The sequence below is a fragment of the Mycobacterium sp. genome, assembly GCF_029961025.1.
In the GTDB taxonomy this organism is placed as follows: Bacteria; Actinomycetota; Actinomycetes; order Mycobacteriales; family Mycobacteriaceae; genus Mycobacterium.
The window spans coordinates 533,435-547,331 of record NZ_JASBVP010000002.1 but is presented as its reverse complement, the minus strand read 5'-3'; the positions used below and the strand labels follow the sequence as shown (position 1 = coordinate 547,331).

The window sequence follows — 13,897 nt, the reverse complement described above, 5'->3', positions numbered from 1 at the left end:
CGGTAAACCGGGGAGCGGGCGACGCACCGCCGCCCGCGCCCAGCGTCGGTCGGCCCACGTTAGGATCGGCCGGTGGTGAGTTCGCGGGCTAGCCGCGGTGGGCGGCCGCCGAACGGTGCGGTGCGAAAAGTGGTGGCCGCTGCGGCGGCTGTGCTGGCCGCGGTGGGCATCGCGGGATGCGGACGGCCCGCACCAGGTGCCGGCGGCAAAACCGGGCAGAAGGGGACCGCCAACGTCGCCTACGCGGGTTCGCTGGAGAACCTCAACGAAAAGACCGTCGGCCCGGCTTTCAGCAAAGCCACCGGCTACTCCTACCGCGGGCGGGGCGCCGGTTCCAACGCCCTCTCACAGGAGATCAGGTCCGGGGAGATCACGCCCGGGGTGTTCGAATCCATTGGCGCCGGCCCGATCGAAGCGCTCGAGCCGAAGTTCACCAGGTGGTATGTGCAGTTCGCGGCCAGCCCACTGGTGATCGCCTACAACCCGGCGAGCCGATACGCCGGCGAGTTCCGCGACTACGCGGCGGGGAAAAAGCCGTTGGGTGGGCTGTTTCGGCTGTTGGCCACGCCCGGGTTCAGGCTGGGCCGCACCGACCCGAACGTGGATCCGCAGGGGGCGGCGTTCATTGAGATGCTGATGCTCGCGCAGCAGCGGTACCACCTGCCGGGTGACATCGTGACCAGGATCCTCGGCGGCCAGCCGTCGTCGTCGAGGTCCGCGGAGATCTTCGACGAGACGGCGCTGGAGCCCCGGCTGCAGGCCGGGCAGCTCGACGCGGCCAGCGCGTTTTTATCCCAGGCGGTTCAGCTGCACCTGAACTACATCGCGCTGCCGAATGAGATCAACCTGGGTGATCCGGCGCAGGCCGCGCAGTACGCGGCCGCCAGCTTCACGTTGACGAACGGCACCGTCGAGCACGGAAAGCCGCTGGTGGTCGACATCACCACGATCGGCGAGCCGGGCCCGGCGGCGGCCGCGTTCGTCGCCTACGTGCTGTCTAAAGACGGGCTCGCACTGCACCGGGCGGGCGGGTACACGTTGCTCACCCCGACCGCGTTCGGTGATCGTGGGGCGATTCCCGCCGCGGTCCGCCATGAGCTGGGCGGCTAGCGCGCCGGGGGTGGGCGGCGGGCTGTCGCGGCGCTTTAGGGCCGTCTGGGGGGCGGTGTCGCTGTCCGGTGCCGGGGTCGTCTGGTTGCTGCTGCTCGGGCCGGTGCTCGAGCTTCTCGCCCACTCCTCGCCGGGTGTGCTGCGTCGCGCACTGACGGCTCCGGGGGCGCTGGATCCCCTGCTCACCTCGGTGGAGTCCGGGCTGGTCACCCTCGCGGTTTTGGTGCTGGGCGGCACCCCGCTGGGGTGGGCGCTGGCCCGCGGCAGTTTGCCGGCCCCCCGGCTGTGGGAAGCCGGCCTGCTGGCCAGCCTGCTGCTCCCGCCGCTGGTGATCGGGCTGCTGCTGGTGTTCCTGGTCGGACCGGTCACCCCCATCGGCAAGTTGTTGGACTTCATGCACGCGTCGGCGACCAACACGTTTTTGGCCCTGGTCATCGCCCAGGTGTATGAGTCGGCGCCGTACTACGTGCTCGGCGCGCAGGCCGCCTTCGCCGACGTGGACCCGCAGCTGGTGCAGCAGGCGGCGCTGCTGGGTGACCCGCCGCTGCGCGCGGCCCGGCGGGTCGTGCTGCCGCTGGCCGCACCCGGGCTGGCGATGGCGCTGGCGGTGGCGTGGGCGCGGGCGATGGGCGCGTTCGGAGCGGTGGTGATCGTCGCCTACCATCCCTACGGGCTGCCGCTGCAGATCTGGACCACGCTGCAAGAAACCGGGCTGGCCTCCGCGCTGCCATTCGCCCTGATCCTGCTGGTGGTGGCGCTGCCGTTGCCGCTGACCGCCTACCTGTGGAGCGCCCGTGCTCGAGGCCGACGTCGAGGTTGATCGCCGCGACTTCACGGTCGCCGCCGCGCTGGCGGTGGCCCCCGGTGAACGGCTGGCCGTGTTCGGCCCATCCGGGGCGGGGAAAACCACGATCCTGGAGGCGATCGCCGGGCTGCTCGCACCGCGGCGGGGCCGCGTGGTGCTTGGTGAGCGGGTGCTGACCCTGCGGCCCGGCCCGCGGGGCCGATCCCTGCTGGTGCCGCCGTGGCGGCGGGGAATCGGGCTGCTGCGGCAAAACCCCTGCCTGTTCCCGCACCTGCCGGTACGGGGCAACCTGGGCTACAGCGTGCCGGACCGCGCCGCGGCGAGCGCCAGCGGGAACGGTCGCGGCCATGACATTCAACGGGTGGCCAGTGCCCTGGGGATTGCCGGGCTACTGGATGAGATGCCCGCCCGATTGTCCGGCGGGCAGGCACACCGGGTGGCGCTCGGCCGGCTGCTGCTGGCCCGCTGCGGCGCGCTGCTGCTCGATGAGCCCTACACCGGTCTGGACGCCGGGCTGCGCCGCAGCCTCACCCGGTTGGTGAGCGAGGTGGCCGCCGAGCGCGGCCTGCCCGCGATTTTGGTCAGCCATGAACTCGCCGACGCGCAGGCCTTCGCGGGCCGGCTCGCGGTGGTCGATCGCGGCAGGCTGCTGCAAGTCGGGACGCCGGACGAGGTGGTGCTTCGGCCCGCCTCCCGCCGGGTCGCTGAACTGACCGGATACCTCGGGTTCGTCCCGGTGGCCGGCAACTGCCGACACTCCCGGGGCCCCGACGGGCCCGCCGGCGCGGTGGCGGGGATTCACCCCGACCGGACGGTTGCCGGGGCGCGACCGGACGCCGGCCTGGTGATCACCGGCGTGGTGGAAGCATCCCGGCCCGCCGGTGCCGGCTGGGAAGCCGACCTGCGCACCCCGGGCGGCGCGGCGCTGAGCTGTCGGTTGACCCAGCGACCGCCCGGGACCGGATCGCCGTTCACCGTCACCGCGTTGGACCCACCGCTTTTCACCCCCGACGGCACGGCCGCGGGCAGCTACTGCACCACTGTGAGTGTCGACGGGATCATGTAGAGCCCGAACGCGATCACCAGCAGACACAACGCCCAGCTGGTGTACCTGCGCGCTCCGCGCATGCGCCACTGCTCCGGCAGCGCCTTGGCCTCCAGGGCCAGAAGAAAGCCCAGCACGATCGGCAACAGCAACGCGTTCATCACCTCCACGCCCACCGCGAGCCCGACGAGGTTGAAACTGCTCAGCACCAGCACCGCGCCCAGGACGTGGACGAGCGCATAGGACAGGTAAAACCGGGCCGTTCGGCGGGAGGGCCGCTCGTTCAGGGTGTGCTTCCAGCCGAAGACCTCGCACAACCCCCAGGCCCCGGCCAGCGACGATACGATCGCCGCAACCAGGGCGGCGCCGAGCATGCCGAGGCCGAAAAAAACCTGCCCGCCGACGTGGCCGAGATACGGTGTGAGGGCGTCGGCGATCTGCCCCACGGTGTCCAGCGGGATGCCGGGCCGGTGCCGGCCGACCGTCGCGGCGACCGCGGCCACCACCGCGATCATGACGATCTGGGTGAGCACCGCGCCCACGGCGGTGTCCTGGCGGGCATGCCGGATCGTCGCCGTGGACAGCCCCTTCTGGATGACCGCGCCCTGCTGATAAAAGACCATCCACGGCATGATCACCGCGCCGACGTTGGCGGCCAACAGCATCAGGTAGGAGGCGCTGCCGAGCGGCAGGCTAGCAAATGCGCGCGCGACAGCATGCGGGGCCGGATGGCTCATGATCATCGAGACGAGGAAGGCCAGCTCGGCAAGGCCGAGAACGATGCCGACCCGCTCCACCCGGCGATAGCTGCCGGTGAACGCCAGGGCGAGCAGAAAGACGGTTGCCACCGGCACGGTGACCCACTTGGAGACACCGAACAGCTCGCCCACCCCGGCAACCCCCGCGAACTCGGTCAGCAAAGCACCGATCGCCGACAAAAACAGGGTGCCCGCCGACAGCACCGCCCACCTGGTGCCGAACCGCCGCCTGATCAGGGCGCCGTGCCCGTGACCGGTGACGATACCCAGGCGAACCGTCATCTCCTGCACGACGTAGAGGATCGGTATCAAAACGACTTGCGGGAGAATCATCCGGTACCCCCACTGCGCGCCGGACTGCGCGGCTGTGATCAGCGACCCCGCATCGGTGTCGGCGAGCATGACGACCAGGCCGGGCCCCCACGCGGCGAGGAACCCCGCCGGTAGCAACCAACGCCGTCGCGGCAAAGCCGCGACGGCTATGAGTTCCTCGGTAGTCACATCACCGATATCGTGCATCCGGGCTCCGTTCACCGGGGTTACCGCACCCCATCGTGGCATTAGGCCAGGCTAGCCTAACATCATGGCGAATGGATCGTTACCGCTGATGGTTAACTCGCCGGCCCGCGCTCGGAGCTACCTACAGCGTTTCATCGAGTTGGCCGAGCCGTTCGGTCAAACGGAGGTTTTCCGAGTAGTCCACCGGACAGCCGATCACCGACACGCCGTCCTCATCCAGCGCGGCCTTCAACGTCGGCAATAATTCCTCTGCCCTGGTGATGCGATATCCCTTGGCGCCGAAGCTTTGTGCGTAAGCCACCACGTCAGGGTTGGTGAACGAGACGTAATAGTGCTCGCCGAGCTCGAGATCCATTTTCCATTCGATCAGGCCATAGCCGCCGTCCTCCCAGATCAAGACCACTAGCGGAATCCGTTCCCGGACCGCCGTTTCGATCTCTTGGGAGTTCATCATGAACGCGCCGTCGCCCACCACCGCAAGCACCTTGGCCTCGGGTCGGGCCAGTTTGACACCGAGCGCGCCGGGTAAGGCGAATCCCATGGCGGACAACCCGTTTGAGACCAAACAGGTGTTTCGCTCATACGTCGGATACAGCCGTGCCATCCACATTTTGCTGGCACCGGTGTCCACCAGCACCACGTCGCTGCGACCCATAGCCGCGCGGATGTCCGCCACTATCCGCGCCGGCGCCATCGGAAATCGCGAATCGTGTTGCCCCCGAGCAAATTCTTCGGCGAGCAGGTCGCACCCGGGTGCGGCGGCTCCGCTGTCGAAGCGGTGCCCTGCCGGGGTGTCGGCGAGCGCGTCGGTGAGTGCGTTCAGGGAGGCGCTGATATCCCCGATGATCCCCACCGCGACCGGGTAGTGCATGTCTACTTCGGCCGGGAAGCGGTGGATGTGGATGATCTGCTTGTCGGTGTGCGGGTTGATCCGGACGGGATCGAATTCCTGCAGCTCGTATCCGACGGCGATGACGACGTCGGCGACGTCGAACCCAAAGTTGACGTAGTCATGCGTCATAAACCCGATCGTTCCGATGCTGTTGGGATGATCGTCGGGCATCACGCCTTTGCCGTGAAAGGTGTTGGCGACCGGGATTCCTAATTTTTCGGAGAAGCGGATCAGGGCCGCGCCGGCATCGTCACGGGCGGCGCCATGTCCCGCCAGCAGCACCGGGCGCCGGGCGGTGCGCAGGATGTTGACTGCGCGTGTCACCTGCGCTGCTGCCGGGGCCTGGGCGCGTACCACGTTGCGCGGCAGCGGGCTGAGGTCGGGGTAGTCCGCGATATCGGTATCGATGTGCTCGGGGATGGCCAGATAGACCGCGGCCGGACGTTCGGTCTCGGCGAGCTTGAACGCCTTGCGGAACATCTCCGGGATAGCGCGTGCGGTGGGCACGCTATCGGCCCACCGGGTGATGGGGGCGAACATCGACACCAGGTCGACGTATTGATGGGACTCCTTGTACTGCCGGTCCTGGCCCACCTGGGCGGAAAGGGCGACCATCGGCGTGCTGTTGGTGGTCGCATCGGCGACGCCGAGCTGCATGTTGATCGCTCCCGGACCCAGGGTGGTTGAAACCACCGCCGCCCGGCCGGTGACGCGGCCGTACATCTCCGCCATGAACGCCGCACCCTGCTCGTGCCGGGTGAGCACGTAGCGGATCTTCGATGCGGCCAAGGCCTGCATGAAGTGGATGTTTTCCTCGCCGGGCAGTCCGAAAACGACGGAAACACCCTCGTTTTCCAGGCACTTGACCATCAGCTCGGAGGCTGTGCTCATCCGGGACCTCCCGTGGCCACGAAAGTGGCAGGCTGGTTGACGAATGCCGCTTAGGTTAGCCCAAGGTTAGCCCAAGGTTAGCCCGCCGAATTGACGCACCGAAGGATGTCGTTATGCCGATCGCCACCATCAACCCGGCCACCGGGGAGACGGTCAAGACCTTCACCCCGGCCACCTCCCAAGAGGTCGACGCCGCGATAGCTCGTGCCTACGCCCGGTTCGCCGAGTACCGCCGCACCAGTTACCCGCAACGCGCCCGGTGGGCACGCGCCACCGCTGATCTGCTGGAGGCCGAAGCCGAGCGCACGGCTGCGATGATCAGCCTGGAGATGGGTAAGACGCTGGTATCGGCCAAAGCCGAGGTGCTCAAGTGCGCCAAAGGTTTTCGTTACTACGCCGACAACGCGGAAGCGTTGCTGGCCGACGAGCCGGCCGACCCCGCAGCGGTGGGCGCGTCCCGCGCGTTCGCCCGCTACCGACCCCTGGGGGTGGTGCTGGGCGTCATGCCGTGGAATTTTCCGCTGTGGCAGGCCGTCCGCTTTGCCGCCCCGACACTGATGGCCGGGAACGTCGGTCTGCTCAAGCACGCGTCGAACGTGCCGCAGTGTGCGCTGTATCTCGCCGACGTGATCGCCCGTGGCGGCTTTCCGCCGGGCTGCTTTCAAACACTGCTCGTCCCGTCCACTGCGGTGGAAGACATCCTGCGCGATCCCCGGGTTGCCGCGGCCACGCTCACCGGCAGCGAGCCGGCCGGAAGGTCGGTGGCCGCCATCGCCGGGGACGAGGTCAAGCCCACCGTGTTGGAGCTGGGCGGCAGCGACCCGTTCATTGTGATGCCGTCGGCGGACCTGGAGCGGGCGGTGAGCACCGCGGTCACCGCGCGAGTGCAAAACAACGGCCAATCCTGCATCGCCGCTAAACGCTTCATCGTCCACGCCGACATCTATGAGGAGTTCGTCGACAAGTTCGTGGCAGGAATGTCCGCGCTGCGCGTCGGCGACCCCACCGACCCGGACACCGACGTGGGTCCGCTGGCCACCGAACAGGGCCGCGCCGATGTGGAGAAGCTCGTCGATCAAGCCGTTGGCGCGGGCGCGGTGATCCGCTGTGGCGGCAAGCGACTCGACCGGCCCGGGTGGTTTTACCCGCCGACGGTGATCACCGACGTCACCAGGGACATGGCGATTTTCACCGAGGAGGTCTTCGGTCCGGTCGCCTCGGTCTACCGGGCGGCCGACATCGACGAGGCCATCGAGATCGCCAACGCGACCACCTTCGGGCTCGGATCCAACGTGTGGACCCGCGACCAGGCCGAGCAACACCGCTTCATCGAGGAGATCGAGGCCGGGCAGGTGTTCGTCAACGGCATGACGGTGTCGTATCCGGAGCTGCCGTTCGGGGGAGTCAAGCGCTCCGGCTACGGCCGCGAGCTCTCCGCCCACGGGATCCGTGCGTTCTGCAACGTCAAAACCGTGTGGATCGGATAGCGACAACGGCAGCGCCGGGATTGACGTTATGCCGAGGCTGCCAGAGCCTTCCCGTCCTCGTCGGCGAACGTGTCCTCCAGCTGCAGCGGTGAGGAGTCGACGTCGATCTCCTCGACCGGACGTCCCCGGGCGCTGCTGATTGTGCCGAACCGCCGCATCCCTTTGTCGCTGGAATACCGCATGAACTCATCGACCGACAGGCCGAAAGGCACGTCGTCGCCGTAGAGCGCAAAGCCCTCTTCGATGAGGCGCAGGGCCAGCGGGATGAGCTCGTTCATCCGGGTTTCGAACACCGCCCAATTGGCGTCGTCGGCGGCGACGTGGCGCCGGCAGGTGAAGGTGCCCCACGCCATGTGGCGTCGCTCATCATCGCCGATGCGGGCGACCAACTCCTGCATACCGGGCAGAATGCCGCGTTCCACACAGATCTTGTGCCAGGCGTAGTAGCCGGTCAGCGCCAGCATGCCCTCCACAACATGGTTGTACGTCACGGCCGCGCGTACCTGGGCTGCCGGGGAGGGATCGGTGTACAAGGCGCCCAGCGAGCCCGGAAGTTCGTCGTTGAATATCTGCCGGTAGGCGGGCAGTTCATCGAGGTAGCTGTGCAGGTCGTCGCTGATGCCCACGGCGTCGAGCCACAAGCGGAACACCTGGGTGTGTTTGGCCTCTTCGAAAGCGAACTGCGTCAAATACATCTCATCGCCCAGCCGGCCTTCGGCGCGCATAGCGGCCATGAACGGCTGGATGTCTTTCGTGACCGCTTCCTCGCCGGCGATGAACTCGGCGCACAGACGGGTGGCGTAGTCGCGTTCCCGCTCGGACAGCGCCTCCCAGTCCGCCCGGTCGCGGGACAAGTCGATGTCCGCGGGGTTCCAGAACTTCGCGTTGCCGCCGGCGAACAGCTTGAGCGGCAGGCTATCCCAATTGAGTCCCCCGGCCGCCAGCGAGCCGTACCGTGTCCGTGTCATGTGACCTCCTTCAGATCATTGCGGTGGGCTTGGGCAGCGCGGCAAAGGCGGCGGCCAATACGGCGACCAGCCTGCGCACGGCCAGCGCCGGCTGCTCCGGTGTGGGCTCGTCGAGGCCGAGGATCGGATCGATACCGCGCACGTAGGGCGCCAGCGCCAAATGCGGAAAGATCAGCAGCAACAGCGACAACAACGCGTCGGTGTCGCAATCGGCCCGTAGATCCCCGCGGGTGTGCGCGTCGCGCACGAGTGGCCGGAGCACTTCCAGGTAGTGGCGGTGAATGACGGTCCGCACACCGATGCGGGCATCGGTGTCGATCTCCAGGCTGGCCGCGGCATGAAGCGAGCGTTCCCGTGGATGGTCGGCGAAATAGCCGACCCAGGTGTCAAGCAGGTCGGTGAGGAATTCGAAAAACGGCCTGCTCGGGTCCAGTTCCCGGATGCGCTCCTCCATGTAGAACCGCACGCGCTGGCTGGCGACATCGGCGACGAACGCGTAGAGGTCACGCTTGTCCGCGAAGTACTGGAACAAGCTTCCCTTGGCGACCCCCGCGCGCCGGGCGATGACGTTCAAGCTGCCCCGGGAAAACCCGTGCGCTGCGAACTCGGCCTCCGCGGCTTCCACCACGGCTGCGCGGCGAACCGGATCGACACGCGCCCAGGTCACGGTCGGCATCTGGTCCTCCTAGTGCGATGACCAGTGGTCATACTAGTGTGATCCAGTTCACTCCCCAAGGCCGCTGCCTGCCCGCTCTGCGGTAGCCCACCGCGCCGGGAGGCGAGCGTTGTGCTCGGCTCGTAGCGAATACAGCGAAAAAACTCGCTCATAGGCGGGGCACGACGGCACATCCGGCTTCTTGGGGCGGGCGGGGATTCTGAAGCCGATTGGCTTGCCGGACGCGACCCGCACGGTCTGGCCGGCTTCTCAATTCCACCGATGACGGCGCGCCCGGGCCTTAGCATCGGCTGCGTGTCACAGGTAAGCACCGCACGAGGACCGATCGATACCGCCGATCTCGGCGTCACCTTGATGCACGAGCACGTGTTCATCATGACCACCGAGATCGCGCAGAACTATCCGGAAGAATTCGGTGATGAGGCCAAACGCGAGGCCGATGCCGTTAAACGCCTCAACGAGCTCAAGGCCTGCGGTGTGGACACCATCGTCGACCTCACCGTGATCGGGCTGGGCCGCTACATCCCGCGCATCGCCCGGATCGCGGCGGCCACCGAGCTGAACATTGTTGTCGCCGCAGGGATCTACACCTATAACGAGGTGCCGTTTCGGTTCCACTACCTCGGGCCGGGAACCCAGCTGGACGGACCCGAGATCATGACCGACATGTTCGTCCGCGATATCGAGCAGGGAATCGCGGACACCGGCATCAAAGCCGCGATCCTCAAGTGCGCCACCGACGAACCCGGCGTCACCCCCGGTGTCGAGCGGGTGCTGCGTGCCGTCGCCCAAGCACACAACCGCACCGGGGTGCCGATCTCAACGCACACCCACGCGCCCACCCGCCGTGGACTCGAACAACAACGCATCTTCGCCGAGGAAGGCGTCGACCTCTCCCGGGTGATCATCGGCCACTGCGGGGACACCACCGACATCGGCTACCTCGAAGAACTCATCACCAACGGTTCCTACATCGGGATGGACCGCTTCGGCATCGAGGCGATCCTGCCGTTCGAGGATCGGGTGAACACGGTGGCGCGGATGTGCGAGCGTGGCCACGCCGACAAAATGGTGCTCTCCCACGACGCCAACTGCTACTTCGACGCGCTGCCCGAGGAACTGCTGCCGCTCGCCGCCCCTAACTGGCACTACCTGCACATCCCCAACGACGTGATCCCCGCGCTCAAGGAGCGTGGCGTCACCGACGAGCAAATCCACGCCATGCTCGTCGACAACCCGCGGCGGATCTTCGAGCGCCGGGGCGGTTAGCGCTGACAGCCGTGTTCAACACCACCCGGGTTAGCGCACGATCGCGTCCGCCGCAGCCCGCCCGACCCGCATGTGCGACGCGAGTATCGGCTGTCTCCTGCGAGACTCCCAGCGGCGTAACGCTTCCCGGCATGGCGACTCAACAAGGGCGTAGCTGACCGCCGCGATCGCGATGGCGAAGATCAGCGTCAACACCAAAACAACCGGCATCCCGCCACTGAACGCAAACCGTCCGATCACCGGGAACACCATCGCCAGCGCTGCCAGGTGCCAGATGAACACGCCGTAGGACCAGCGACCCAGCGTCACCATGCCGGCGCTGGCCAACAACCGGTGCGGGGTGTCAGGGTGGTCCAGCACCACCGGCGCCACCAGCGTGAACGCCACCACGGCGCCCATCGTCGTCCGCAGCGCGAACTGGGCCGCGGTGCTCGGAACCAGCCCCGCGGGACCGGCCAGCGGGGAAGCCGCCACCAGGTAGGCCAGCACCGCGCCGATCGCCATCGGCACGCGGCGCCGCGCCAGGCGGTGCGGCAGCCCCACGGGGCTGTAGGCCCATTCCGCCAGCAGCATGCCCGCGGCGAACCAGGACAAAAACGCCGGGGGCCAGGTCAGCGGGTTGACCCCGGGCGTGGAGCCGAACGGGATCCAGCCCCAGCCCAGGCTGGCCACCGCCAGGCCGCCGATCGCCGGCACCCGCGCCCGCACCGGGATCCGGCGCGCCAGCAACGCCAGCATGGGCAGCGCGAGGTAGAAGCTGATCTCGACGGACAGGCTCCACATCTGGGTCAGGCCGGCGGTCAGTGTGAGCGGCACGTAGATCTGGGTGAGCGACAGGTTCGCCAGCCACACCGTCGGGCTGGCGTGATCGGCATCCGGCAGCAGGCTGAGGATCACGACGACGGCCACCACGTAGGCCGGCATGATGCGCACCGCCCGTGAGCGTAGATACCTGCCGGTGACCGGCCTGGGGCCCAGGTGGCGGTCGGCCGCGGCATGCCCGCGCCACAGCAGGAAGCCTGACAAGGCGAAAAAGACCGCCACCGCTAAATCGAAGCGTCCGAACAGCCGGCCCGGGATCCCGGTGGAGTACCCGGTCTGAAACGCGACATGGGTGATCACCACGCCGATGGCCGCGCAGCCACGCATCCCTTCCACTGCGGGCAGGAAGCTGCGAGTTCCCCCGACCTGGTGGCCATCCGTCACCACCCTAGTCTGCCCCGAGCCTAGGACGGCGCTGAATAACCCGTCCAGCGCTGGGCGTGTCTGACGACTGAGCCCGATGTGGTCTGTGATGATGTTGTGGTGCAAGGGGTTACGCGGTCGGATCGGGAGTTGTTGGACGCGCAGGCGCTGGTCGGGGAGCTGGTGCCGGCGGGCAGCATCTTCGCGTTTTTGGCCGAGCATCGTCATGAGTTGTTCCCGGATTCGTTCATCGCGGATTTGTTCGCCTCTTCGACCGGGCGGCCTTCGCTGCCGGCGGATCTGATCGGGTCGGTGCTGGTGCTCAAGGAACTCTATGACCTGTCGGATCCGCAGACCGCGGAGGCGCTGCGGTATGACATCCGCTGGAAGGTGGCCTGCGGGCGCTCGTTAACGCAGACCTCGTTCGACCCGTCGACGCTGGTGTATTGGCGCAAGCGGATCGCTGCCTCTGATCAACCTGACCGGGTGTTCGATGCGGTCGCGCGGGTCATCGCCGAGACCGGGCTTTTGCGGGGGCGGCGTAAACGGTGCGTGGATTCGACGGTGTTCGACGACGCGGTGGCCACCCAGGACACGGTGACCCAACTGGTGGCGGCGATGCGCAAGGTGGCCCGGCTGGTACCGGGCGCGCAATCGGTGATCGAGCGGGTCGCCAAGCTGGACTACTCCAAGGCGGGCAAGCCCGACATCGATTGGGATGACCCGGTGGCCAAGCAGGGGTTGGTGTCGGATCTGGTCAACGACGCGACCGCGGTGCTGGCCGAGCTGGCCGGGCCGGATGCGCCCGCGCGTACCGACGCTGCCGCGGATGCGTTGGGGTTGTTGGCGCTGGTCGCCGGCCAAGACGTGGAGCCCGCCGAGGGCTCTGATGGCACCGACGGGCGGTGGCGCATCGCGCGGCGGGTCGCGCCGGATCGTGTCATCTCCACCGTGGACACCGAGGCCCGCCACACCCGTAAGTCGAAGTCCCACCGTAAAGACGGGTTCCGTGGGCACCTGGTCGCCGAGCCCGAGACCGCCTTGATCACCGACGCCGAGTTGACCAAGGCGGCCGGAGAAGAGCACAGCGACGCCGTGGTCGGCCAGAAGTTGATCGCCCGCGACCGCTACCAACCCAGCGGCAACGACAGCGACGACGGGGCCGGGGCCGCGCGTGTGGACAGCCAACCCGGTGTCGCCGAGCCCGAGGCGGGGGCGCTCGGCGCTGATCATGGTTCGGCCCAACCGGATAGCGCTGTACCAGCGGAAATGGGCGAATCCCACCAGGTGGCCGCCGGCGTGGCCGCTGCGGTCGACGCGGTCACCTCGATGGTCGCCGCCGGGGCTATCGATGCTGGCCAACCCCACACCGCGCGGGGTGGCGGTCTTGAGGTGTATGGCGATTCGGCGTATGGCACCGGGGCCGCGCGTGCCGCCTACCAGCGCGCTGGGCACCACACCGTGATCAAGCCCAAGCCGCTGGTCCCCGCGGTGCCAGGTGGGTTCACCCTCGATGACTTCACCATCGACGAGCGGGCCGGGACCGTCACCTGCCCGGGCGGGCATACCCGCACCATGACCGCCAAGCGCGCGGTGAGCTTCGGCGCGGTCTGTGCCGAGTGCCCGCTGCGAGCCCGCTGCACCACGGCCAAAGACGGTCGCGCGATGAGCATCCACCCGCACGAGCAGCTGCTGCGCGACGCACGAGCACAAGCCCGCACGCCGGAGTTCAAGCAGGCCTACCCCACCCGTTCGACGGTCGAGCGGATCGTCGCCTGGACCGCCACCAACCGTGGACGGCGGATCAAACTGCGCTACCACGGCGTCGAGAAGAACCACGCCTGGCTGCGATTGCGTTGCGCCGCAATCAATCTGCGCACACTCATCAATAGCGGCCTGACCCGCACAGACGGGGCCTGGGCCCTGGCCTGACGGCCACGGCCCACCCCCTTGCCCATCTCGACGACCTCACCCAAACTGGAATCGGCGGGAAGAACGACCACGTTGTCGACCAGTCAGGTCTGACCTACTGCCGAAGAAACGGCCTTGTCGGCGTTCTTCCCGCCCCGCCAGGCTTCCTTGTTCAGAGGCCTCCTAGTCTGCCCCGAGCCTAGTCTGCCCCGAGCCTAGTCTGCCCCGAGGCGTTTCCCGGTCGACGGCGAATCCCCCGACCACCACCCCGAGCGGCGCCGGCCAGGCCCGACCACGGCTTTACATTTGCTTGTTAGGGTCAAACGGGTTTTGCCTCGCTGCCGCCTCGTGGGTCACGACGGAGGAACTGGGCGGTCTTGG

At 67.7% G+C, this 13,897-nt stretch carries 11 protein-coding genes; 6 read left to right on the top strand and 5 right to left on the bottom strand.

Features of this window, described 5'->3' with window-relative positions; all coding sequences use genetic code 11:
- Positions 1 to 75 precede the first annotated feature (75 nt).
- The 3 genes from QJR12_RS03285 to QJR12_RS03275 are packed head-to-tail and all read left to right on the top strand — an operon-like array spanning position 76 to position 2,981.
- Entirely contained in the window at positions 76 to 1,110 is a 1,035-nt protein-coding gene (locus QJR12_RS03285; protein ID WP_300576159.1) for an extracellular solute-binding protein, read from the top strand.
- Positions 1,094 to 1,930 carry an ABC transporter permease subunit gene (locus QJR12_RS03280; RefSeq protein WP_300576156.1) on the top strand — a complete coding sequence of 279 codons (837 nt, stop codon included), beginning with the start codon at positions 1,094 to 1,096 and terminating at the stop codon, positions 1,928 to 1,930. The genes QJR12_RS03285 and QJR12_RS03280 overlap by 17 nt, the downstream gene beginning before the upstream one ends.
- Complete coding sequence (locus tag QJR12_RS03275; protein WP_300576153.1) at positions 1,905 to 2,981, top strand: ABC transporter ATP-binding protein; 1,077 nt, start codon at positions 1,905 to 1,907, stop codon at positions 2,979 to 2,981. Before QJR12_RS03280 ends, QJR12_RS03275 begins: the two co-directional genes overlap by 26 nt.
- Here the strand turns inward: QJR12_RS03275 and QJR12_RS03270 are convergent.
- Both QJR12_RS03270 and QJR12_RS03265 read right to left on the bottom strand, forming a co-directional pair.
- Entirely contained in the window at positions 2,945 to 4,228 is a 1,284-nt protein-coding gene (locus QJR12_RS03270) for a divalent metal cation transporter (protein WP_300576548.1), read from the bottom strand. The two genes, QJR12_RS03275 and QJR12_RS03270, sit on opposite strands and share 37 nt — an antisense overlap.
- 130 nt (positions 4,229 to 4,358) lie before the next feature.
- Positions 4,359 to 6,020, bottom strand: coding sequence for an acetolactate synthase large subunit (locus QJR12_RS03265; protein ID WP_300576149.1), 1,662 nt, complete (start codon positions 6,018 to 6,020; stop codon positions 4,359 to 4,361).
- 113 nt (positions 6,021 to 6,133) lie between these two features.
- Between QJR12_RS03265 and QJR12_RS03260 the strand changes: the two genes are divergently transcribed.
- On the top strand, positions 6,134 to 7,507 hold the full coding sequence (locus QJR12_RS03260) for an NADP-dependent succinic semialdehyde dehydrogenase (protein ID WP_300576146.1): 1,374 nt from the start codon (positions 6,134 to 6,136) through the stop codon (positions 7,505 to 7,507).
- Between the two features lie 26 nt (positions 7,508 to 7,533).
- Here the strand turns inward: QJR12_RS03260 and QJR12_RS03255 are convergent, their stop codons facing one another.
- Positions 7,534 to 8,475, bottom strand: a complete 942-nt coding sequence (locus tag QJR12_RS03255) for a R2-like ligand-binding oxidase (protein WP_300576144.1) — start codon at positions 8,473 to 8,475, stop codon at positions 7,534 to 7,536.
- A gap of 10 nt (positions 8,476 to 8,485) precedes the next feature.
- Positions 8,486 to 9,151, bottom strand: coding sequence for a TetR/AcrR family transcriptional regulator (locus tag QJR12_RS03250; RefSeq protein WP_300576142.1), 666 nt, complete (start codon positions 9,149 to 9,151; stop codon positions 8,486 to 8,488).
- 294 nt (positions 9,152 to 9,445) lie between these two features.
- Here QJR12_RS03250 and QJR12_RS03245 point away from each other — a divergent pair, with 294 nt between their 5' ends.
- Positions 9,446 to 10,420, top strand: a complete 975-nt coding sequence (locus QJR12_RS03245; protein WP_300576140.1) for a phosphotriesterase-related protein — start codon at positions 9,446 to 9,448, stop codon at positions 10,418 to 10,420.
- Between the two features lie 30 nt (positions 10,421 to 10,450).
- On the opposite strand, the gene QJR12_RS03240 is transcribed toward QJR12_RS03245, so the two are convergent.
- Positions 10,451 to 11,569 (bottom strand): acyltransferase, encoded by a 1,119-nt coding sequence (locus QJR12_RS03240; protein WP_300576545.1) that lies wholly within the window; start codon positions 11,567 to 11,569, stop codon positions 10,451 to 10,453.
- A 156-nt stretch (positions 11,570 to 11,725) separates the two neighbouring features.
- Here QJR12_RS03240 and QJR12_RS03235 point away from each other — a divergent pair, with 156 nt between their 5' ends.
- On the top strand, positions 11,726 to 13,537 hold the full coding sequence (locus tag QJR12_RS03235) for a transposase (RefSeq protein ID WP_300576137.1): 1,812 nt from the start codon (positions 11,726 to 11,728) through the stop codon (positions 13,535 to 13,537).
- Positions 13,538 to 13,897: the final 360 nt, after the last annotated feature.